General features: G+C 62.6%; 20 protein-coding genes. 12 read left to right on the top strand and 8 right to left on the bottom strand.

The window, feature by feature from the left end; genetic code table 11:
* Nucleotides 1–82 precede the first annotated feature (82 nt).
* Nucleotides 83–805 (top strand): sulfite exporter TauE/SafE family protein, encoded by a 723-nt coding sequence (locus I5S59_RS10270; RefSeq protein ID WP_197876492.1) that lies wholly within the window; start codon nt 83–85, stop codon nt 803–805.
* A gap of 65 nt (nt 806–870) precedes the next feature.
* Here I5S59_RS10270 and I5S59_RS10275 read toward each other — a convergent pair whose 3' ends face one another.
* The 5 genes from I5S59_RS10275 to I5S59_RS10295 all read right to left on the bottom strand — a co-directional run bounded on the left by I5S59_RS10275 (nt 871) and on the right by I5S59_RS10295 (nt 4,765).
* Entirely contained in the window at nt 871–1,629 is a 759-nt protein-coding gene (locus I5S59_RS10275) for an SDR family NAD(P)-dependent oxidoreductase (protein WP_197876493.1), read from the bottom strand.
* 75 nt (nt 1,630–1,704) lie between these two features.
* Nucleotides 1,705–2,484 (bottom strand): amino acid ABC transporter ATP-binding protein, encoded by a 780-nt coding sequence (locus I5S59_RS10280; protein ID WP_197876494.1) that lies wholly within the window; start codon nt 2,482–2,484, stop codon nt 1,705–1,707.
* A complete protein-coding gene (locus I5S59_RS10285) occupies nt 2,477–3,139 on the bottom strand; it encodes an amino acid ABC transporter permease (protein ID WP_197876495.1) in 663 nt (220 codons plus the stop codon). Before I5S59_RS10285 ends, I5S59_RS10280 begins: the two co-directional genes overlap by 8 nt.
* Nucleotides 3,140–3,151: 12 nt before the next feature.
* On the bottom strand, nt 3,152–3,793 hold the full coding sequence (locus tag I5S59_RS10290) for an amino acid ABC transporter permease (RefSeq protein ID WP_197876496.1): 642 nt from the start codon (nt 3,791–3,793) through the stop codon (nt 3,152–3,154).
* 78 nt (nt 3,794–3,871) lie between these two features.
* Nucleotides 3,872–4,765: a transporter substrate-binding domain-containing protein gene (locus tag I5S59_RS10295; RefSeq protein WP_197876497.1), complete on the bottom strand. Its 894-nt coding sequence runs from the start codon at nt 4,763–4,765 to the stop codon at nt 3,872–3,874.
* Between the two features lie 199 nt (nt 4,766–4,964).
* On the opposite strand from I5S59_RS10295, the gene I5S59_RS10300 reads away from it, so the two are divergent.
* Nucleotides 4,965–6,461 carry a PLP-dependent aminotransferase family protein gene (locus tag I5S59_RS10300; protein WP_197876498.1) on the top strand — a complete coding sequence of 499 codons (1,497 nt, stop codon included), beginning with the start codon at nt 4,965–4,967 and terminating at the stop codon, nt 6,459–6,461.
* A gap of 78 nt (nt 6,462–6,539) precedes the next feature.
* On the opposite strand, the gene I5S59_RS10305 is transcribed toward I5S59_RS10300, so the two are convergent.
* On the bottom strand, nt 6,540–7,862 hold the full coding sequence (locus tag I5S59_RS10305; protein ID WP_197876499.1) for an aspartate aminotransferase family protein: 1,323 nt from the start codon (nt 7,860–7,862) through the stop codon (nt 6,540–6,542).
* 209 nt (nt 7,863–8,071) lie between these two features.
* Between I5S59_RS10305 and I5S59_RS10310 the strand changes: the two genes are divergently transcribed.
* The 5 genes from I5S59_RS10310 to I5S59_RS10330 all read left to right on the top strand — a co-directional run bounded on the left by I5S59_RS10310 (nt 8,072) and on the right by I5S59_RS10330 (nt 12,108).
* The gene (locus tag I5S59_RS10310; protein ID WP_197876500.1) at nt 8,072–8,863 is read left to right on the top strand and encodes an aldolase; all 792 of its coding nucleotides are present in this window, start codon (nt 8,072–8,074) and stop codon (nt 8,861–8,863) included.
* Between the two features lie 156 nt (nt 8,864–9,019).
* A complete protein-coding gene (locus I5S59_RS10315) occupies nt 9,020–9,613 on the top strand; it encodes a hypothetical protein (protein ID WP_197876501.1) in 594 nt (197 codons plus the stop codon).
* Between the two features lie 118 nt (nt 9,614–9,731).
* Nucleotides 9,732–10,541, top strand: a complete 810-nt coding sequence (locus tag I5S59_RS10320; RefSeq protein WP_197876502.1) for a DUF2092 domain-containing protein — start codon at nt 9,732–9,734, stop codon at nt 10,539–10,541.
* Nucleotides 10,538–10,732, top strand: a complete 195-nt coding sequence (locus tag I5S59_RS10325) for a hypothetical protein (protein ID WP_197876503.1) — start codon at nt 10,538–10,540, stop codon at nt 10,730–10,732. Before I5S59_RS10320 ends, I5S59_RS10325 begins: the two co-directional genes overlap by 4 nt.
* Nucleotides 10,733–10,950: 218 nt before the next feature.
* A complete protein-coding gene (locus tag I5S59_RS10330) occupies nt 10,951–12,108 on the top strand; it encodes an HPP family protein (protein ID WP_197876504.1) in 1,158 nt (385 codons plus the stop codon).
* On the opposite strand, the gene I5S59_RS10335 is transcribed toward I5S59_RS10330, so the two are convergent.
* Nucleotides 12,082–12,948 (bottom strand): LysR family transcriptional regulator, encoded by an 867-nt coding sequence (locus I5S59_RS10335; protein ID WP_197876505.1) that lies wholly within the window; start codon nt 12,946–12,948, stop codon nt 12,082–12,084. The two genes, I5S59_RS10330 and I5S59_RS10335, sit on opposite strands and share 27 nt — an antisense overlap.
* A gap of 117 nt (nt 12,949–13,065) precedes the next feature.
* Here I5S59_RS10335 and I5S59_RS10340 point away from each other — a divergent pair, with 117 nt between their 5' ends.
* On the top strand, nt 13,066–13,254 hold the full coding sequence (locus tag I5S59_RS10340; RefSeq protein WP_197876506.1) for a hypothetical protein: 189 nt from the start codon (nt 13,066–13,068) through the stop codon (nt 13,252–13,254).
* Between the two features lie 98 nt (nt 13,255–13,352).
* A complete protein-coding gene (locus I5S59_RS10345) occupies nt 13,353–15,884 on the top strand; it encodes a LuxR C-terminal-related transcriptional regulator (RefSeq protein WP_197876507.1) in 2,532 nt (843 codons plus the stop codon).
* On the opposite strand, the gene I5S59_RS10350 is transcribed toward I5S59_RS10345, so the two are convergent.
* Complete coding sequence (locus tag I5S59_RS10350) at nt 15,885–16,901, bottom strand: AraC family transcriptional regulator (protein WP_197876508.1); 1,017 nt, start codon at nt 16,899–16,901, stop codon at nt 15,885–15,887. It lies immediately after the preceding gene.
* A gap of 97 nt (nt 16,902–16,998) precedes the next feature.
* On the opposite strand from I5S59_RS10350, the gene I5S59_RS10355 reads away from it, so the two are divergent.
* The 3 genes from I5S59_RS10355 (at nt 16,999) to nspC (ending at nt 20,521) form a co-directional block, all read left to right on the top strand.
* Nucleotides 16,999–18,591, top strand: a complete 1,593-nt coding sequence (locus tag I5S59_RS10355) for a GMC family oxidoreductase (protein ID WP_197876509.1) — start codon at nt 16,999–17,001, stop codon at nt 18,589–18,591.
* Nucleotides 18,592–18,688: 97 nt separating this feature from the next.
* Nucleotides 18,689–19,243: a hypothetical protein gene (locus I5S59_RS10360; RefSeq protein ID WP_197876510.1), complete on the top strand. Its 555-nt coding sequence runs from the start codon at nt 18,689–18,691 to the stop codon at nt 19,241–19,243.
* Between the two features lie 180 nt (nt 19,244–19,423).
* Nucleotides 19,424–20,521: a carboxynorspermidine decarboxylase gene (gene nspC / locus I5S59_RS10365; protein ID WP_197876548.1), complete on the top strand. Its 1,098-nt coding sequence runs from the start codon at nt 19,424–19,426 to the stop codon at nt 20,519–20,521.
* Nucleotides 20,522–20,525: the final 4 nt, after the last annotated feature.

The following is a 20,525-nucleotide window of genomic DNA, read 5'->3' on the forward strand; positions in this document are numbered from 1 at the left end:
GCTGACCCGTTGCAACTGGCCCTGTCGGGTGTTGGGTCGTCCCCTTAGAGTCCTGCCAACGGAAGCTCAAGGGGTCGGCACTATGTTCATGTTTCTGGCGTTCGCCGCCGGTGTGGTCCGCGGTTACAGCGGCTTTGGTTTCGCCATGGTCCTGACGTTGGGCCTGCTTGCCAGCCTGGCGCCGGCCCAGGTAATCCCCGTGGTGTTGATGCTCGATCTGTTGTGCAGTGTCAGCCTGTGGCCCAATGCATTGGCGACATGTCACCCCCGGGTGGGTATGCGCCTGGTCATCGGCATGCTGCTGGCGGTGCCATTGGGCGCCCTGGCCCTGGCCAGGCTTCCCGGGTACTGGATGGCGCCGGTAACCGCCGCAATGTGCCTGGTCGGTGGCGTGCTGGTATTGATCAGGCCCGCTGCGGGCCGGGCACCCAAGACGCTGGCGAGCCATTGGGCGTTGCCAGCGGGGTTGGTGTCGGGGCTGGCCACGGCAATGGCCTCGGCAGGCGGCCCGCCGCTGGTGGTTTATCTGTTGCGCAGTGGCTTGTCGACGGCGAGTGTGCGCGGCACGGCGATCATCTTTTTTGCCGTCAGCAGTGCCAGTGCGCTAACAAGTCTGTGGCTTCTGCAGGCGCTGAACCGTACGCAGGTAGACCTCGCCGTGTCGCTGTTGCTGCCGGCGCTGGCGGGCAACCTGTTGGGGCAATGGCTGTTCCGGCGCAAGCCGATGTCACTGCAGACGGTGATCGGCGTGCTTCTGGTGGTGTTATCCGGCGCAACCCTGATCAACGCCCTCGTCACGCCATAAAGAAAACGCACCGTGGCCTCAGGGCCAGCGGTGCGTTTTTTGAATGGGCCGGATCTACGCCCTCATCAGTCGCGATCGATGGCAAACGGCGACCAGGCCTGGCGGCTCGGCATGATTTCCAGGCGGTTGATATTGATGTGCTCGGGGAGCTTGCAGACGTAGAAAATCTGCTCGGCAATGTCCTCGGCAGTCAATGGCGTAGTGCTGCCATACAAGGCATCCGAAGCGGCCTGGTTGCCTTTGGTGCGTACCAGGGTGAACTCGGTTTCAGCCATTCCCGGGGCGATGTCGGTCACCCGGATGCCGGTGGCGATCAGGTCGCAACGCAGGTTGAAGCTGAACTGTTTGACGAACGCCTTGCTCGCGCCATAGACGTGACCGCCCGGATACGGCCACTCGCCGGCCACCGAACCGATGTTGATGATGCTCGCGCCCTTGCCGGTTTCCAGTAACCGCGGCAGCACCGCATGGGTGACGTTGACCAGCCCGGTGATGTTGGTGTCGATCATCGTGTGCCAGTCCTCAAGCGCTACGTGTTGTGCAGGTTCTGGCGCCAAGGCCAGGCCGGCGTTGTTGATCAGCGCATGGATGCAGGCAAACCCTTCTGGCAATGTGTCGACCAACTGCTGCACGGCCGCGGCATCACGCACATCCAGCGCGGCGATATGCACGGGCACCTTGTCGCCCAGTTCCTGGTGCAGTGCCTGCAGGCGTTCCAGCCGCCGGCCACTGAGCACGAGCGACCAGCCGGCGTCGGCGAAGCGCCTTGCCGTGGCGCGACCGAAACCTGATGTTGCGCCGGTGATGAATGCGACCTTGTTCATGTGTTACCTCGTTTGGTGTGAGCACGTGAGTGCACATGGGTCAAATTGCGACCTGTGCGCTGAAAGACGGGAGTGTCAGGCGGAAATCTCGAGGAACTTGCGTACCCGCTCGGTCTTCGGGTTGGTGAAAAATTGCGCGGGGGGAGCCTTTTCGATGATCAGGCCCTTTTCGAGGAACACCACCTGATCGGACACCGCGCGGGCAAACTCCATTTCGTGGGTGACCACGATCATGGTGTAGCCCTCGGCGGAGAGGTTTTTCATCACGGTCAATACTTCACCGACCCGCTCGGGGTCCAGGGCCGAGGTCGGTTCATCGAACAGGATCACTTCCGGGCTCATGGCTAGCGCACGGGCAATCGCCACGCGCTGCTTCTGTCCGCCGGACAAGGTGAAGGGGAAGGCATTGTGTTTGTCTACCAGGCCGACTTTTTCCAGCAGTTCGATGGCAACGGCCCGGGCCTGCTCCTTGGGCATGCCCTTGACGTAGATCGGGGCTTCCATGACGTTCTGGATCACGCTCAGGTGCGGCCACAGATTGAAGCCCTGGAACACCATGCCGGTTTTCGCCCGCACGGTTGCCAGCTCCTTGCTGGTCATCTTGCGCCCGGCGTGTTCATTCACGCCGATCCGCTGGCCAGCAATATGAATGGTGCCGCGGTCAGGCTCCTCCAGCCAATTGATGCAGCGCAGCATGGTTGATTTTCCCGAGCCGGAAGAGCCCAGCACGCTGACCACTTCCCCCTTGTTGACCACCAGGTCGATATCCCGCAACACCTCGATGTCACCAAAGCTCTTGGACATTTTCTTGATGCTGACCGCCGGTACAGCATTTGCGTGCGTGTGCTCAGACATAGTCGAACCCTCGTTTTGCACCGAACCGGGCGGCGCGTTTGAGTGCCAGTTCCAGGCAGATGCTGATCAGCCAATACAGGATGATCACCACGACGAACGCCTGGGTGGGAATGAAATAGGTGGACTGCACCGAGTTGGCCGCGGCCGTCAGTTCCTGCACGGTGATGATGGTCAGGAACGCGGTGTCCTTCAGGGCGATGATCAACTGATTGCCCAGCAGTGGACGGGTCTTGATCACCAGCGTCGGCAGGATGATCCGCAGGTACAGGCGCAGCGGCGTGAAACCGTGGGCCTTGGCGGCTTCCACGTAGCCTTCGGGCATGACCAGGCGGCTGCCACGCAGAATCTCGGCAAAGTACGCTGCGTGGTACACGATCAGGGCCAGCAGCCCCGCCGACCAGGCACTCAGGCGCAGGCCCAGTTGTGGCAGCCCGTAGTACAACAGGTAGGCGAGGATCAGGAAGGGCAGCGTGCGCATCAGGTTGATCAATAGACGCAGCGCCCTGGACAGGCGGTTGCCGTGCTCCAGCTGGTAGACCAGCGCGCAGCCCAGCACAAAGGCGCAGAGGGTCGAGAGGACGAACAGCTGCACGGTGGCGATCAATCCGTTGAAGAAGACCTCGCGTGCGTCCCAGAGAATGCTCCATTCAGTCATGGTGTGGGTTCCTTACATGGCCAGGCGGTTGGCTTTCTTTTCCGCCATCGCCTGCAGCTTGAGCAGGACGCTGATGATCAGCATGTACAGCAGCGCGGCGGCGAGAATCGGCGGCAGGGGGTCGTACGTCACCGCGGCGATGCGGTTGGTCACACGGGTCAGGTCGACGATGCCGATCACCGCAATCGCCGGGCTGCCCTTGATCAGGAACGACATTTCGTTGACCAGGCCGGGGAGGCTGGTGGTGATCATCTGCGGCAGCATGATGCGCCGGAAGAACACCCCGCTGGTCATGCCACAGGCCAGTGCGGCTTCCTTTTGATCACGGGAAAAGCTCAGGAAGGCGGCGCGCCAGATCTCGGCATTGAAGGCGGCGGTGTTCAGGGTCATGGCGACGATGGCCGCCGTGTTGCGACTCATGTTGATGCCGAAGGTGGGTGCCGAGAGGAACAGAAACAGCACAAACGTCACCAAAGGGGTGGCGCGGGCCAGGCTGATGTAGAGCACCAGCAGTTGGTCGACAAAGGGGACTTTTGCCATGCGTACCAGGGCGATGGCGAGCCCGAGCACGACGCCGATGGCAATCGCCGTGGCGGATATCCAGAGGGTCGTCCAGGCGCCTTCGAACAGCAACAACCAGGCTTGTCCGTTCATACCGCAGGTCCTTGAATTACACGAAAGGGAAGGGCGGTGCAGCGCCCGGTCACGGATGGCCGGGCGAGCAGGGGCGACTTACTGCATGCCGGCGAGGGTATGGAACTGGGTCACTTCGGTGATCGGCTCCTTGGGCATGTCGGCGAAGGCCTCGCCGAACCATTTGGCTTGCAGCTCAGCCAGGCGGCCGTTGGCACGGATGTGGTCCATGAATCCGGTGAGGAACGTGAGCAGCTCCGGGCTGCCCTTGGGCACCGGCCAGGCGGCAAACCCGGCACCTGAGACGGCGATGCCCTTGGCGAAGGTGTCGCCGCGCGCCTTGACCAGGTCGTTGACGGAAATCAGTGCGTTGATTGCGTAGTCCAGGCGCCCGTTGGCAAGGTCGGCGTACACCTCTGGATAGGACGGGTACTCCACCACCTTGCCGATCTCGCAGCCCTGGGCCTGCATCATTTTCTTCAGCTCCGGCAAACGTGCGAGCAAGGCACTGCCGGCTTGCAGTCCGACGGTTTTGCCACACAGGCTGGCGATATCGGTGAGACGGGTGTCGCCGGCGCGTTTGACATAAAAGTGCTGCGCAGAAGCGAAGGGCGGGGCGAAGTTGAATACCCGCAGGCGCTCGTCGGTCACCAGTGCACCGGTAAACGCCAGGTCGTACTGACCCGACGACACCGACGCGAGCAGGCCGGTCCACGGCAGGATGTCCTGTTTGACGTCGAACTTCTGAGCGCTGGCATACGCTTTCAGGTCTTCCAGCAGGTCTTTGTGGAAACCTTCCGGTGTGCCATCGACGATGAAGTTGAACGGCGCGTAGTCATCCTCGGTGGCGACGCTCAGGACCCCTTTGCTCTTCACCTCGCCAAGGTCGGCATGGGCCCCGAAGGAGGCGGACACCACCAGGGTGGCGAGGGTCAATTTGCGCAACAGGCCCAGGGTTTTGGCTGGCATCGATGCCATGCTTGAGTGCTTCATGTGTGCTGCTCCACTTGTCGGAAGGGGGTGTGTCTGACCGCTTTCGCCGGGGGCTTGCGCTGGCCTTGGCTCAACCATAGTGAGGCGCTTCGGCGCAGCGATAGGGGCAGTTCAGTGCATTCGACTGGCCAGTCGACACGGTAAAAAGCATGGCGCGCTATTTGCTTTGACCAAAGGTCGGCAAGCGAATGGAAAGGCTATGATCGATCATCTGTTTCACCTGGATTTTGACCAGCAACGCGGTCTGCAGGAGCAGCTCAGGGAGTCGCTGGTTTCAACGATCCTGGGCGGCGGGTTCCCGGCGGACGAACCCTTGCCGTCCTGCCGCAAGCTGTCCCAGCAATTGTCGATTTCGCGCAATACCGTGGCGCTGGTGTATGAAAGCCTGCTGGACAACGGCTACCTGGTCAGCCGTCCGCGCAGCGGCTATTACTTGCACCCGGACTATTGCGGTGCCGCGTTCGACGAGTCCTTGTTGCGCTTCAACCCGGTGCGCAAGCCGGGCTATTGCGACGACGGTGGCAGTGACCGCGCCCCGGATTGGAGCGATCGCTTCAAGCTGCTCCCCAGTTTGAAGCACGGCGTGCTCAGGCCCGGTAACTGGTCGAGTTTTACCTACCCCTTCATCTATGGGCAGCCGATCCAGGACCTGTTCCCGCTGGAGCGCTGGCGCGAGGTGTCGCGCAATACCCTGCGCAGCGAACGCGACCAGGGCTGGATGCGCGACCGCTTCGACCGTGACGATGAAATGCTGATTGAGCAGTTGCGCACACGGGTACTGCCCAAGCGTGGCATCTGGGCCCGGCCCGACGAAATCCTCGTGACCCTCGGCTCGCAAAATGCCTTGTACCTGTTGGCGACCCTGTTGATGGGCAATGGCGTCAAGGTCGCCATCGAAAACCCCGGCTTTCGCGATGCGCAGAGCATTTTCGATTTGCAGGGCGCGCAGGTGCAGTTGCAGCCCATCGATGAACAGGGGCTGGTGGTGGATGCGCGCCTGGATCAATGCGAGTACCTGTATGTCACGCCCGGTCATCAGGTGCCAACCGGCATCTCCATGAGCGCGCCGCGCAGGGGGGAGTTGTTGCGCCAGATACGCCGCCACGATCAGGTCTTGATCGAGGATGACTACGACGCTGAACTGAACCTGGACAACCACCCGCAGCCGGCCCTTAAAGCCAGTGACAGCAGCGGCCGGGTGATCTACCTGAGCAGCTTGTCCAAGGCGTTTTCACCGGGCTTGCGCATCGGCTACATGGTGGCTGACGCGGAGCTGATCGATGAGCTGCGCGCCCTGCGCCGCCTGATGTATCGCCATCCGCCCCTGAACAACCAGCGCATGCTCGCGCAGTTTCTCGCCCAAGGTCACTACGATGCGCACTTGCGGCGTTTTCGTGAAGAACATGCGCGTCGACGCGAGACGCTGAGCGAAGCGCTCAGCCAGACGCTCGGCAGCTGTCGGCCAGTTGGCAGTGAAGGCGCCAGTGCGTTCTGGCTGGCGGCGCCTGCGCATGTCGATACCCAGAAGCTGGCCTGGGCCGCAGCCCGGCGCAGTGTACTGATCGAGTCGGGTGCGCAGTTTTTCTTTGACCAGGCGCCGCCTGCGAATTTCATGCGCCTGGGTTTTCACGCCATCGATGTTGCGCACATTCGTCCAGGCATTCGCCAGCTGGCGCAGGTACTTGATGAGTGCTGAACAGGATGGCGAAGGCCCGGCGCTTTGAGGCGTCCCGGCTGTTTGCTCATGGGCAACGAGCCGGGCGCGCAACGGTGATCAGTGCGCGTATCTGGCCGAGAACTCGCCGATCACTTCATCGAAAACTGCCAGCGCCTGGGCGATCTGGGCAGGGTTGACGATGCACGGCGGCACCACGTGTACGCGGTTTTCGACAATGAAGGTGAGCAGGCCTCGCGCCTGGAACGCGGCCTTCATCTGGGCCATGACCGTGGCGGGCAGCGGCGTCTTGAGTTTCTCGTCGCTGACAAACTCCAGTGCCCAGAACAAACCGATGCCGCGGGCCTCGCCGATCAACGGGTACTTGGCGGCCAAGGCCCGCAGGCCGGGGCCCAACAGCTCCTGGCCGACATGACGGGCGTTGTCGACCAGGCCGTCTTCGGCCATGACATCGAGGGTGGCAACGATGGCCGCCATGGCCAGCGGGTGCCCGGAGTAGGTCAGGCCACCCGGGAAGAAATGGTGATCGAAGTAGTCGCTGATCGCTTGCGAAATCATCACGCCGCCAGCGGGCACATACCCTGAATTGACCCCCTTGGCAAAGCAGATCAGGTCGGGCACCACGGCAAAATGATCCAGGGCCAGCCAGCTGCCCGTACGTCCGAATCCGGCCATGACCTCGTCGAGGATCAACAGCATGCCGAACTCATCGGCCAGGGCGCGCACACCTTGCAGGTAACCGGCAGGCGGCACCAGCACACCGGCGGTGCCCGGTACCGTTTCCAGCAGAATCGCAGCAATGGCGTTGGGGCCTTCGCATTCGATCACGCGTCGCAGGTGCTGCAGGGCGCGCTGGCATTCTTCTTCTTCGCAAGTGGCGTTGAATTCGCTGCGGTACAGGTAGGGGTTGAAGAAATGCACGTGCCCGCGGGCGTATTCATTGGGCACCCGTCGCGGGTCGCCGGTGGCGACAATCGCCGCCCCCGTGCTGCCGTGATAGGAGCGGTAAGCCGAGAGGATCTTGTCGCGCCCGGTGAACAGCCGGGCCATGCGCATGGCGTTTTCATTGGCGTCCGCCCCGGCGTTGGTGAAGAACACCTTGCTGAAACTGGCCGGCGCATGGGAGAGGATGCGTTTGGCCGCTTCGCCGCGCATCAGGTTGGCGGTTGCCGGGGCGACTGTTACCAGCGAGGCGGCTTGCGCCTGAATGGCGGCAATGACCCTGGGGTGCTGATGGCCAATGTTGGTATTGACCAGCTGGCTGCTGAAATCGAGGTACTGACGGCCTTCGTAGTCCCACAAGGTGCAGCCTTCACCACCGGCGATCACCAGCGGGTTGAGGGTGCCCTGGGTTGACCAGGAGTGGAAAACGTATTGGCGATCCAAGGCGTGGACGTATTCATTGGAAACCGGCTTGCTCATGTTCGACCTCAGGGCTGATGCGGGTTTGGCCGTGGGTTCACGGTGCTCGGGGTCAAGATAGGAACAATCCTCGAAGCGCCTGTAGGGCCAGATGCGGGGAAGCGCCGGGTCAGGTGACTGACACAAGCAATCCGTGCAACTGTCCCTTGGCGTATTGCGCATTCTGGCTAGTCTTGCAGGCACGCTTTGTCGACTCAGGACGTTTGACCATGGCCCATGCTTTTGATGTAAACCGCGCATCAGGTGCGCACCCGTCGGCCAGTAATCTGGACACTCTGGCGATACGCCAGGCCCGGATAGACCTGGCGGCCTGCTTTCGCATGGCGGCCAGGCTGGGGATGGGTGAAGGCATCTGCAACCATTTCTCCTTTGTGCTGCCGGGTCATCGGGATCTGTTCCTGGTCAACCCGTTCGGCCTGGCGTTTGCCGAAGTGACCGCCTCATCGTTGCTGATCTGTGATTTTCACGGTCGGGTAGTGGCGGGTGAGGGCCAGCCCGAGGCCACGGCATTTTTCATTCATGCGCAGTTGCACCGTTTGAACCCCGGGGCGACGGCGGCGTTTCACACCCACATGCCGCACGCCACGGCCTTGTGCATGCTGGAGGGCGCCCCTTTTGTCTGGGCCGGGCAGACGGCGCTTAAGTTCTATGAACGCTTGACGGTTGACGAGGATTACAACGGGCTGGCCCTGGATGCAGCCGAAGGCGAACGTATCGCCCGGGCAGCGGGTTCGGCGGACATCGTGATGTTGAAAAACCATGGGCCACTGGTATTGGGGCCCACTGTCGCCGAGGCCTGGGATGATCTTTATTACCTGGAAAGGGCGGCCGAGGTGCAGTTGAAGGCGATGGCCAGCGGCAGGCCGTTGAAGCGTGTTCCTCATGAGGTCGCCAGCGCGGCCTGTCGGCAGATGCAGGTCGGCAATGCCGAAAGTGCACGCCTGCATCTGGAGAGTGTGAAACGCCAATTGGCGCGTACCGAGCCCGAGTTTTCGGCGTAGCGTTGGCTCATGCGCCTACCTGTGGGAGCTGGCGCAGCCTGCGATCGAGCGCGTAGCGGTCGCCCATGCGCTGCAACCAATAGTGGCTCCAAAACCGCGGTGTTGAACTAGCCTTCAAGCGATTGCCGTACACAGGCAGGCGCACAGGGGATTGTCATGTTCAAGTTCATCAAGACCACGGTGATTGGTGGCGTGTTGTTCATCCTCCCGTTGGTGCTGATCGTGGTCCTGATCGAAAAGGCCATCCACTTGCTGCACGGTCCTGTGCAGGCCGTGGCGCCAGTGTTTGCCGGCTACCATGTCGCCGGCGTCACCTTGATCAGCCTGGCAGCAGGGGTCGGGCTGATCGTGATCTGCTTTGCAGCCGGTCTGCTGGCCAGGACCGCCGTGGCCGCCAAAGCGCTTGCATCGGTAGAGGACAAGGTGCTGGGCAACCTTCCCGGCTATCAGCTGTTCAAGGACTTCAGCACCCGCCTGGCGGGCCTGGAGGAAGAGACAGACACCAAGGTCGGCATGATTGCCGAGGGTGAAGGCTGGCGTTTGTGTCTGGTCCTGGATGCCGTCGATGACTGGGTGACCATCTACATGCCCGATGGCGGCCCGGCCGGGGGCACGGCGGGCGAGGTGCGTTTGATGCCGGCGTCGGAGGTGGTAATTACCGAGGTCACCTGGCTGCCATTGCTGGCAAGCCTGCGCCGCGGTGGCCGGGGTGCCCTGGGGCTGGTCGGGCCCTGGCTGAAGAAAAGCTGAGCCAGGCTGGCCTGATGGTCTGATGAGTGGTCGGCAAATGGCCCACGCGCGGCGGGGGACGGGGCTATCGTTATGGGTCCGCGATGCCAGTTCGGCACACTCATGGCGGTAAATTCCCATGAATATCAGCGCCCGAAGGTTAACCCGTTCCTCATCAACACGTGCACTGGCTACAGGGCTTGCCCTGATCGCCGGTTTTGCCGCCTCGATCCCGGCACAGGCCGATGAAGCCGATGCCAAGCGCCTGCTCAAAAGCATGTCCGACTACATGACCGCGCAGAAAACCCTGTCATTCAGCTACGACACCACGCTTGATGTGGTCAGCAAAGATCAGCAGCGGCTGACATTGGCTGGCTCCGGCACGGTGCTGATCAGCCGGCCTGACAAAATCCGCAGTACGCGTTCCAGTGGTTTTACCGACATCGAAATGCTTTTTGACGGCAAGACCCTGACCTTGCTCGGCAAGAAAAAGAACATCTACGCCCAGATCGAAATACCCGGCACGCTGGACCACCTGCTGGACGAACTGCGGGACAAGTACAACAGGCCGCTGCCAGGCGCCGATCTGTTCATGTCCAATCCGCAGGAGCAGTTGATGGAAGGTGTTACCGACATCAAGGACCTGGGCAGTGGGGTCATCGGAGGTGTCGAGTGTGATCACCTGGCCTTTCGCAAGAAAGAAGTCGACTGGCAGATCTGGATTGCCCAAGGCGATCAGCCTTACCCCTGTCGGTATGTGATCACCTCTAAAAAGATTACCGGTGGACCGCAATACAGCATCCAGTTGAGCGACTGGAAAAGCGGCGTTCAGGTCGCGCCGGAGGAGTTTGCCTTCAACAACGCCACCAACGCGAAAAAGATCGAGCTTAAAGACCTGCCGAATGCAGAGGGCCTGCCGAGCAACTTTGTAGGAGCGAAAGCCAAATGAACCTGTTGATGAAGTCGGGTGGCTTTTTACTGGCAGGCTTTGCCCTGACCGCTGCCCTTGAATTGGGCGAAACCTTGTCGGTACCGGGCGTGCATAGCCTGATTCCCGACGCCCAGGCCGTGGTGGGGCGCCCGCTTACACCGGTAAGCGTCGCGGGTGTGGCGCGGCGCACGGCCCGGCGCAACAACTGAGGGCAGCGCTGAAGACTGCAAAATATTTGCAGCCAGCCTTCACTATTTTGAATTAACACCCGCGTGCGCTTCGCGGTCAGAATCCCCTGCACGCAATATTTTGCAACACTCAAACATTCCATCTCCATGGACGGAGCCCATTCGGCGTTGCCCCGTGCAATGCTCAGCCCAGCCCTTGTCGGCCGGGCTTTTTTTACTGCCAGGTCGTTGATTTACCTATGCCTTCCCGCCGCTTGAACAACTGGTTTACCCGGCTGCTGCCGGCTCCGCTGAACATCCCCCCGAAAGAATGGCTGCGCGCAGGCGTCGGTGCATTGCTCGGTTTGCTGCTCGCAGGCCTTGCCTGCACCCAGGTATTTGGCAGCGCCGTGGCCCTGCACTTGCTGGGGCCGTTGGCCGCCTCGGCAGTGCTGTTGTTCGCCGTGCACTCCGGTGCGCTGGCCCAGCCCTGGCCTTTTGTCGGTAGCTACGCCAGCGCGACCGTGGTCGGGTTGGTGTTGCATCACTGGTTCGGCAGCGGCCTCTGGGTGGCGGCGCTGGCGCTAGGGGTGGCGTTGCTGGTGATGTGCCTGCTGCGCTGCCTGCATCCGCCTGGCGGTGGAGTAGCGGTCAGTGTGGTGCTGGCTGACTCGTCGCTTGCAGCCTTGGGCGACAGGGTGTTCGAGCCGATCATGCTCAACGCCCTGGTGCTGGTCGCCGTGGCGGTGATCTATAACCGCCTGACCGGCGTGCGCTACCCGAAGACCGCCGCCCCGCGCAGCGACCTGCATCACACCGCCGATGTCTCGCCCGGTGAGCGGGTTGGCGTAAGTGGCGAGGACCTGGACCAGACGCTCGAAGCGCTGGGCGAGTTCGTCGACATCACGCGTGACGAACTCGAGCACATCATCCTGACCACCGAGCAGCACGCGCTCAAGCGCAGCCTGGGCGGGATCACCGCCGCGTCGGTGATGTCCCGCGATGTGCAGCAGGTCACACCAGGCACAACCTTGCAAGCGGCCTGGAAGCAATTGTCCGGCCATCACGTCAAGGCCTTGCCGGTACTCGATGAGGCGCAGCAGCTTGTGGGGATCGTCACCCTCAGCGACCTGGCCGGTGCCGCCATGGCCCAGTCGCAGTTCAGCTGGCGCGGGCTGTTGCGCCGCCGTCAGGTGCGGGTGGCACAGATCATGAGCCGGCCGGTGATTACGGTGAACAGCAACGAGCCGGTGGTGACGCTGATTCCGCTGCTGAGCGACCGAGGCTTGCATTGCCTGCCAGTGCTGGTGGGCCAGCAACTGGCCGGTGTCATCACCCAGACCGACCTGATCGCCGGGCTCAAGCGGCACCTGCTGACAACCGGCGCACCTTCAGATCACCGGGTCCCAGCGCTGTGACCAGTCGCTGTCGCCGTCGGCGACCAGTTTGCGCAGCACCGTGAAGGCCTGTTGCAGGGCTTCGCTGTCACGCTCGCGGGCGTGTACCAGGTAGGTGGGGTAGGTGAACTCCGGTGCCTGCGGCACGCGCTCGAAGATGCCGCTGTCCAGGTAGCTTTGCACCACGCGGGTACGGAAGTAGCCGCTGCCGCCGTGTTCGAGGATGAATTGCAGCGCCAGCGGACCGAGGTTGAAACTCAGTGTCGGGCGGGTGAGCTCGGGCAGGGCGGCATCGTGCTGGCGACGAAAGTCCTCGCCCCAGTCAATGTAGATATAGGGCTCAGGCTTGTCGGTACGACGTATGCGAATGAGCTTTTCTTCCATCAGTTGCTCGACCTGCACACCCGGCCCATAAGTCGGTTGGTACACCAGCACGGCGTCGAGCGTGCCCATTTCCAGTTTGCGCAGCAACGATTCGCCATCGCTGACTTCATTGCGGATGGCGTGGCTGGGCATGGCGTGGTGCAGCGCGCTGACCCAGTCGAGCACCATCGGGTTGCCCAGGCTGACTTCGCCGCCGATATGCAGCACCTGGTGGCAGCCTTCGGGCAGCGGCAAGTCGCGACGGGCCGACTCCCAGGTTTGTACCAGCTGGTTGGCGTACACCACGAAGGCTTCGCCATCGGCAGTGAGGGTGGCGCCGCTGCGGCTGCGGATGAACAGCTGGCAGGCCAGGTGCTGCTCGAGCTTCTGCACCCGCGCGGTAATGGCGGTCTGGGTGACATGCAGGCGCTCGGCAGCGGAAACCAGGCTGCCGCAACGGACGATCTCAAGAAAGGTACGGGCCAGCTCGATATCCATGGAAAGTGCCGAGGAAAAAGGTGGCCCATTCTAGTGGGTTTGCACTGTTTTGGGGCAGCAAAACGCTCATCGTTCACTCAACTATAGTAAACAGGTTGTTGTAACCGGAGCCTGGCCATGCAGTTGATCAGTCGTGAACCCTGGTGGCGTGAACCGCCCAAGCCCGGCCAGCGCGAGCAGGATCTGCACTGGGGCTTTCTGGAGATTTACAAAGACGGCCATGCGGTGTTCGTGGACCAGCGTCCCAGTGACAAGGAGCTGGCCGAACGCAAGAGTTGTCGTAATTTTCCGGAGGCTGAAGAGTAACCGCAAACATTGGGTCGCTCATTTTTTGCAGCGCTGTTTGCCTTGACGCCCGCCGAGTTGCAACATGCTGCTACAAAGAACAATAAGCTGATGTGCCAATGTCCCAACTGAACACCCGCCACACCTTACCTGCAGGCTCGGCACGACTCGCGCCTGGCCATGTGCAGCGCCCACGCCTGAGCGAAGCATTGCTTAACGCCCACTGCCGGTTACGCCTGCTCTGCGCCCCGGTTGGCAGCGGTAAAAGCGCGCTGTTGAGCGAGTGTGTCCAGCATTGTCCGGCCGATACCCGCGTGGTCTACCTCAACCTGCGTGGCAAAGCCATCAGCTGCGAAGCCTTCCTGCAGCAACTGGCCGATGCCCTCGGGGTAGAAGGGCATTCTCCGGCGCAGGTTCGTGAGCATCTGGATACCGCGCAGTCTGCGCTGTGGCTGATGATCGACGACTATCCGCGGCTGCCCGACGCAGCGCTGGATGCGCTGCTCAATGACCTGATCCTGAGCACCTCAGCGCAGGTCAACTGGTGGCTGGCGTGCCGGCGGCGGCCCGCCTTGCAGCTTACCCGTCTGTTGCTCGATGCCGACCTGTTCGAGCTGGGCAGTGCCGAGCTTGGTTTCAACGAGCAGGAGTTGGGCGAGCTGTTGCAACACAAGGACCGGCACTGGCCATGGCCTGCCGTCAACGACCTGCGTACGGACTCCCAAGGCTGGTGCGCCGGCATTCGCCTGTACCTGCTGGCGCTGAAATCTACGGCCGAACCGCAGCCTTTCAATTTGGCAGAGGGCTTGCTGTTTGAATACCTGCGCCGGGAGCTGCTGGACGAGTTGCCGGAGCAATGGCGCCAGGCGCTGTTCACCCTTGCGCAGCTGCCGTACTTCGATGCCGGGTTGTGCGAGCACCTGCTCGGGGTTGGCGAAGGCGCGGGTTTGCTTGAGCAGTTGAGCACCTGCGGGTTGTTTATCGAGCCGGTCGGCAGTGACGGGCAGGTGTACCAAGTGCCTGTGGCGGTCAGGGGCGCGCTGGCTGGCGAGTTGCCGGAGAACCTCGCCAAGGCGGTGTTTCGCAAGGCCTGCCAGTGGTACGTAAACCAGGGCAATGTGCGCCTGGCGCTGGAGTATGCGGTGCGCGCCGATCAGCCGGAGATGGCCGCCAGCCTGATGCAGCGCTTCACCGGTGATGCCTTGTTGCAAGGGCGTAGCCTGGCGCAACTGATGCAGTGGCGCCGCGAGCTACCGGGCGAGCTGCTCGTCAGCACCCCGCGTTTGTTGATACTCAATGCCTGGGCGTTGTTGCTCAGTGGCCGGCTCGACGAAGCGCAGGTGTACGCCGAGCAGCTGGCCCGCTTTCTGCCGCAGCCCGATGCGGTGCGTCAGTTTGAACTGATCGCGCAGTGGAAAGCGCTGCGCGGCAACATTGCGTTTCATCGTGGGCAGGGCGAGCAAGCGCGGCGCTGGCTGACTGAAGCCGTAGAGGAGTTGCCCGAGCGCTCCTGGAGCCAATGCCTGTTCAGTACTGCTCTGCTCGTGGAAATGGCCTTGATCGACGGGCGCCTGGACGAAGCGCTGGAGCTCAATCGCGACGCCACCAAGAAGGCCCGACAGCACGCCAGCCTGGCCATGGAGAGCGTCATGGCCCTGGGGCATGTGAAACTGCTGGAACTGCGCGGTGAGCTGCTGCGTGCCGAGACGTTGCTCAAGCGTCTGTACACTGAGCTGTCTGCGGCCTGGGGGGCTGAGGCGAGCCCGATGCGAGGCCGGGTGCAACTGCGTCAGGCGTCGATCCTGGTGCAGTTGGGGCGCTATCAGGAAGCGGAAACGGTGTTTCAGGCGGGCATGCAGGAATGTCAGTTCTGTGGTGATCTGGCGGCGTTCTGGGGCTTGTTGGGCCTGGCTGAGCTGGACGGTGTGCAGGGCGACCTGGCCAGTGCCTTTACGCGTATTTCCGATGCCGAACGGGCGATGCAGTACAACCTGATCAGCGAGTCGGTCTATCAAGGTCAGGTGCTACGGGCCAAGGCGCGCCTGTGGCTGCGCCAGGGGCGTACGGCGCAGGTGGATAAAGCCTTGAGCGGCTTGCCTGCGACGGCACTGGAATACGCGCCGTATGGCGCGCCCGACCTGCACCTGCGCCTGCACCTTCTGCAACTGCAGGCAAGCCTTGCCGGGGGGGCGGTCGGCCCGGCCCTGGAAAAACTCACGCACTTGCACGCGCGGGCCCGCAACGAAGGGCGCCGGGCCCTGGCCTGTGAAGCAGGCTTCAGCCTGGCCGAGGCGCTGCACGCCGACAACAAGCCGGCGCAGGCCAAGCAGATGCTGCTGGAGACGCTTGCCCAGGCCCGGCAAATGGGCCTGGTGAGTGTCGAGCGGGCGTTTGCCTTGCGCAACCCGGCGCTGGCCCGCTGGGCAGGCGAAGCCAGCAGTAGCGAGGGCGAGCCGGCGGCGCTGTTGAGCCGCCGCGAAATGGACGTGCTCAAGCTGATCTCCCAGGGCTTTTCCAACCAGCAGATTGCCGAAAGCCTGTTTATCTCCTTGCACACCGTCAAAACCCATGCGCAGCGGATCAATTTCAAACTGGGCGTGGAGCGTCGCACTCAGGCCGTGGCCAGGGCCAAAGAGCTGGGGCTCAACTGATCAGTCGGGCGCAGCCGCCAGCAGATGCTGGCGCCGTGCCTTCGGGGTGGTGCCGTACCAGCGTCGGCACGCGCGGTTGAACACGCTTTGCTCGCTAAAGCCGAGCAAACCGGCCACTTGTGACATCGGCATGTTGCGTTCGGCCAGGTAAAGCTCGGCGCGGTCCCGGCGCAGGGCCTCAAGCAGCGTTTCGAAACCGCTGCCTTGCTCGGCCAGGCGCCGCTGCAACACCCGCTCATGCAACCCCAGCTGCTCGGCGACCAGCGCCAGGCGGCAGCGCTGGGTGGGCAGCAGGCGCAGGATCAGGCGCTCGACCTGTTGCGTGAGATTGGCGGGCTCGCTGGCGCCGAAGTGGCTCAGGTAGTGGTCCAGGGTCTTGTGCATCAAGGGGTCTTGCTGTTCGATCGGTTGCTGCAACTGCTCGGCACTGAGCACCAGGGCGTTGCAGGCCTGGCCGGGGTAGGTGGTGGCCTTGAACAAACGCCGGTAGCGCGCCACCGGCAGTGGCGAGGCGCCACTGAGCAGAATCGCCTGGGCATTGAAGTGCGCGCCGCACAGCAACTTCATGGTGTTGTAGCCCACACCCATTGCCAGTTCGACCATTTGCCGCTTTTGCACCAGGCCCGGCAGGCGGATATCGATCACCAGCTTCGGCGCATGGTTCTGGCTGGTGTCCAGGTCCAGGTGTATGCCCGGGCTGTGGTAGCCGATAAACCGCACGATATCGGCCAGCGCCAGGCCGACCGTTGCCGAACTGCGTGCGATCAGGGCAATCGGGCCGAGCACCTGCAGGTCCTGATACGCCGCCATGCGCAGGCCAAAGTCTGGGCAGTCCAGCGTTTGCGCGGCGTATTCGAGCAGCCCGACCAAGGCACGCAGCGGCATGCGCGCGTCTTCTTCGAGCATCAACCCCGGGTCGATCCGAAAGCGTTTGAGCAGGGCATCGGGATCGCCGCCCAATTGCAGGGCAACCTCACGAAAACCGGTCAGGGAGCTGATGCGGATGAGTGCGCTCATAGTCGTCAAAGATCAAAAATAAGTCGGCAAAGATCAATTAATTTGCGCTACGCCAGCCAACAATGCCAGTTCATTCCGCAGCGTGAGAACAATAACAATGGAATTCGACTACATCATCGTCGGTGCAGGCTCGGCAGGCTGTGTGCTGGCCAACCGCTTGAGTGCCGACCCGGCAGTGCGCGTCTGCCTGCTGGAGGCGGGCCCGCAGGACCGTTCGCCGCTGATCCATGCCCCCATCGGTGTTGCCGCCATCTTGCCGACCCGGCATGTCAACTGGGCGTTCAATACCGTACCGCAGCCGGGGCTGGGCGGGCGCGTGGGCTATCAGCCGCGTGGCAAGGTGCTGGGCGGCAGCAGCTCGATCAACGGCATGATCTATATTCGCGGGCATCACAGCGACTTTGATGATTGGCAGGCGCTGGGCAATCCCGGTTGGTCGTACGCCGATGTGCTGCCGTACTTTCGCAAAAGCGAAAGCCACCACGGTGGTGGCTGCGCGCACCATGGCGGCAACGGCGAGCTGTATGTCGGCAAGGCGCAGTCGCATCCGGCCAGCCAGGCCTTCATCAAGGCCGCGCAAATGGCCGGTCACCGCTATAACCCGGACTTCAATGGTGCCGATCAGGAAGGCGTGGGGCCCTACGAGGTGACCATTCGCGACGGCCGGCGCTGGAGCACCGCCACGGCGTTTCTCAAACCGGTACGTGAGCAGCGCAGCAACCTTACGGTCATCACCCATGCTCACGCCGAGCGCATCCTGTTGCAAGGCAAGCAGGCGGTGGGCGTGAAGGTGCGCGTCAAGGGCAGGCCGGTCGAACTCAAGGCGCGCAAGGAGGTACTGGTGAGCGCCGGTGCCTTTGGCAGCCCGCAGCTGCTGATGTTGTCGGGTATCGGCGCCGAGGCCGAACTCAAGCCGCACGGTATTGCGGTACACCATGAACTGCCGGGCGTCGGTCAGAACCTGCAGGACCACCCGGACGTGGTGCTGTGCTACCGCAGCAGCGACAACACGCTGCCCGGCTTTTCCGTAGGCGGCGGGGTGAAGATGGGCAAGGCCTTGCTCGACTATGCGCGCAACAAGACCGGCCCCTTTGCGAGCAACTTCGCCGAGGCCGGGGCGTTCCTCAAAACCGATGCCAGCCTGGCGCGCCCGGATATTCAGCTGCACTCGGTGATCAGCATGGTCGACAACCACAACCGCAGCCTGCACTGGGGCCATGGTTTCAGCTGCCATGTGTGCGTGTTGCGGCCGAAAAGTATCGGTACAGTGGGCCTGTATTCGGCCGACCCGGTTGCCGCGCCGCGCATCGACCCGAAACTGCTCAGCCATGACGACGATGTGCACACACTGCTCAAAGGCTATCGCATGGCCCGCACCATCCTCGAACAGGCACCCATGGCCCCGTTCGGGCTCAAGGACATGTACAGCCAGGGGCTGTACGCCGACGAGCAACTGGTCGAGGTGCTGCGCCAGCGCACCGACACCATTTACCACCCGGTGGGCACCTGCAAGATGGGCAGCGACGAGCAGGCGGTCGTCGACAGCCAGCTGCGCGTGCATGGTATCGAGGGCCTGCGGGTGGTCGACGCCTCGATCATGCCGACCCTGGTCGGGGGCAACACCAATGCCGCCGCGATCATGATTGCGGAGCGGGCCGCGCACTGGCTGGGGGCCGGCTCAAGGGGGTAACGTACGCCGCAGGGTATCGTCAAAGCCTGTGAATCCATGGTATTCCGTGAAGGGCCGGTGCCGGTGCACCGGCTGATGCGCCCGAACGGAAGGCCACATGAGCAGCAGACACCTCGACCCTTTGCGCCAGACCATCCAGCACCAGCCGGTGATGGCGCCGCCTGCGCCCTGGACGCAGACAGCCCGGTTCACCGTTGCCGGGCTGCTGGAGGTCGGTTTCGACCGTGACAGCGAACTGCTGTTGATTGCCTCAAGCTCCGGGCGCAGCGTGCTGGATTGCCAGCGCGGTGAAAAAGTCGCCCGCGACCGCACCGACAACCTCGGCAGCGACCGCTACCTGGACGCGCACGGCATTGGCCCGCTGAGCGGCCGGGTAATCCGCATGGCCGGCATCAGTGGCGGTGGCTTGCCCCTGGCCACCGCCGATGGCTGGATGGTCGAAGACATCATCCTGGCCTGGCCGGAGCAGCACCTGCTGCTGGTGGAACCGGGTTCGTGGCTGCATGGCGAACGCTATGGGCGGCCTGCGGTGTTTCACAAGCTGGGGGTGGAGCTAGAAGTGCGCGCCTTCGGCTTTTCCTATAGCGGGCTGAGCCTGGTGATCGCCACCGCCGGTGAAGTGCTGGTGTGGGGGCGCAAGTCGCTGGCCTGAGCCTGTAAACACACCCCTGCGCAGTGACCGTCGAAAGCAGCGCAAAGCCCGTTAATACGGGGTGCGCACGGGCAATCTGACCACTGACTGAAGGAAAAGCGCTTTTCTCCCTTTCGATATGTATCGAGTGAAGGCACAATGCGTGTCCTTTTTTTGGCCGGCCTGGCCGGGGGCCTCGAAATGATCAAAACGCCGTACTACCTCATCGACAAAACCAAGCTGCTGCGCAACATGGAGAAGATCGCCTACGTGCGCGAAAACTCCGGCGCCAAAGCCCTGCTGGCTCTCAAGTGCTTTGCCACCTGGTCGGTGTTCGACCTGATGCAGCAGTACATGGACGGCACCACCTCGTCGTCGCTGTACGAGCTCAAGCTGGGGCGCCAGAAGTTTGCCGGTGAAACCCACGCCTACAGCGTGGCCTGGGCCGACGACGAGATCGGCGAGATGGTCGAGAACTGCGACAAGATCATCTTCAACTCCATCAGCCAGCTGCAGCGCTTTGCCGAGCAGACCGAAGGCACCGTGCGCGGCCTGCGCGTCAACCCGCAGGTGAGCAGCTCCGATTACCTGCTGGCCGACCCGGCGCGCCCGTTCAGCCGCCTGGGCGAGTGGGACCCGGTGAAGGTCGAGGGCGTCATCGATCAGATCTCCGGCTTCATGTTCCACAACAACTGCGAGAACGGCGACTTTGGCCTGTTCGACAAGATGCTGGGCGTGATCGAAGAGCGCTTCGGCCATCTGCTGCACAAGGTCGAGTGGGTGAGCCTGGGCGGCGGTATCCACTTTACCGGCGAAGACTATGCGCTGGACGCATTCTGCGCGCGCCTGAAGGCCTTCTCCGAGCAGTACGGCGTACAGGTTTACCTGGAGCCGGGCGAAGCAGCCATCACCCAGAGCGCCTCGCTGGAAGTCACCGTGCTCGACACCCTGTACAACGGCAAGCACCTGGCCGTGGTCGACAGCTCGATCGAAGCGCACATGCTCGACCTGCTGATCTACCGCCTCAACGCCAAGCTGGCGCCAAGCAGCGGCGAGCACACCTACATGGTCTGCGGCAAGTCGTGCCTGGCCGGTGACATCTTCGGCGAATATCAATTTGATCGGCCGCTGGCCATCGGCGATCGGCTGTCGTTTGTTGACGCAGCAGGTTACACCATGGTCAAGAAAAACTGGTTCAACGGCCTGAAAATGCCGTCCATCGTAGTGAAACAACTCGACGGTAGTGTTGAGGTGGTTCGCGAATTTGGTTTCGAAGACTACTTGTCCAGCCTGTCTTGAGCTG

This window comes from Pseudomonas alkylphenolica (assembly GCF_016009175.1).
In the GTDB taxonomy this organism is placed as follows: Bacteria; Pseudomonadota; Gammaproteobacteria; order Pseudomonadales; family Pseudomonadaceae; genus Aquipseudomonas; species Aquipseudomonas alkylphenolica_B.

What these genes read in the sequence shown, in the direction of transcription:
- I5S59_RS10320 (WP_197876502.1), top strand. Translation starts at nt 9,732, where the DNA reads ATGAATATCAGCGCCCGAAGGTTAACCCGTTCCTCATCAACACGTGCA.
- I5S59_RS10345 (WP_197876507.1), top strand. Translation starts at nt 13,353, where the DNA reads ATGTCCCAACTGAACACCCGCCACACCTTACCTGCAGGCTCGGCACGA.
- I5S59_RS10330 (WP_197876504.1), top strand. Translation starts at nt 10,951, where the DNA reads ATGCCTTCCCGCCGCTTGAACAACTGGTTTACCCGGCTGCTGCCGGCT.
- I5S59_RS10355 (WP_197876509.1), top strand. Translation starts at nt 16,999, where the DNA reads ATGGAATTCGACTACATCATCGTCGGTGCAGGCTCGGCAGGCTGTGTG.
- I5S59_RS10310 (WP_197876500.1), top strand. Translation starts at nt 8,072, where the DNA reads ATGGCCCATGCTTTTGATGTAAACCGCGCATCAGGTGCGCACCCGTCG.
- I5S59_RS10350 (WP_197876508.1), bottom strand. Translation starts at nt 16,901, where the DNA reads ATGAGCGCACTCATCCGCATCAGCTCCCTGACCGGTTTTCGTGAGGTT.
- I5S59_RS10335 (WP_197876505.1), bottom strand. Translation starts at nt 12,948, where the DNA reads ATGGATATCGAGCTGGCCCGTACCTTTCTTGAGATCGTCCGTTGCGGC.
- I5S59_RS10325 (WP_197876503.1), top strand. Translation starts at nt 10,538, where the DNA reads ATGAACCTGTTGATGAAGTCGGGTGGCTTTTTACTGGCAGGCTTTGCC.
- I5S59_RS10285 (WP_197876495.1), bottom strand. Translation starts at nt 3,139, where the DNA reads ATGACTGAATGGAGCATTCTCTGGGACGCACGCGAGGTCTTCTTCAAC.
- I5S59_RS10295 (WP_197876497.1), bottom strand. Translation starts at nt 4,765, where the DNA reads ATGAAGCACTCAAGCATGGCATCGATGCCAGCCAAAACCCTGGGCCTG.
- I5S59_RS10305 (WP_197876499.1), bottom strand. Translation starts at nt 7,862, where the DNA reads ATGAGCAAGCCGGTTTCCAATGAATACGTCCACGCCTTGGATCGCCAA.
- I5S59_RS10280 (WP_197876494.1), bottom strand. Translation starts at nt 2,484, where the DNA reads ATGTCTGAGCACACGCACGCAAATGCTGTACCGGCGGTCAGCATCAAG.
- nspC (WP_197876548.1), top strand. Translation starts at nt 19,424, where the DNA reads ATGATCAAAACGCCGTACTACCTCATCGACAAAACCAAGCTGCTGCGC.
- I5S59_RS10270 (WP_197876492.1), top strand. Translation starts at nt 83, where the DNA reads ATGTTCATGTTTCTGGCGTTCGCCGCCGGTGTGGTCCGCGGTTACAGC.
- I5S59_RS10360 (WP_197876510.1), top strand. Translation starts at nt 18,689, where the DNA reads ATGAGCAGCAGACACCTCGACCCTTTGCGCCAGACCATCCAGCACCAG.
- I5S59_RS10340 (WP_197876506.1), top strand. Translation starts at nt 13,066, where the DNA reads ATGCAGTTGATCAGTCGTGAACCCTGGTGGCGTGAACCGCCCAAGCCC.
- I5S59_RS10275 (WP_197876493.1), bottom strand. Translation starts at nt 1,629, where the DNA reads ATGAACAAGGTCGCATTCATCACCGGCGCAACATCAGGTTTCGGTCGC.
- I5S59_RS10315 (WP_197876501.1), top strand. Translation starts at nt 9,020, where the DNA reads ATGTTCAAGTTCATCAAGACCACGGTGATTGGTGGCGTGTTGTTCATC.
- I5S59_RS10300 (WP_197876498.1), top strand. Translation starts at nt 4,965, where the DNA reads ATGATCGATCATCTGTTTCACCTGGATTTTGACCAGCAACGCGGTCTG.
- I5S59_RS10290 (WP_197876496.1), bottom strand. Translation starts at nt 3,793, where the DNA reads ATGAACGGACAAGCCTGGTTGTTGCTGTTCGAAGGCGCCTGGACGACC.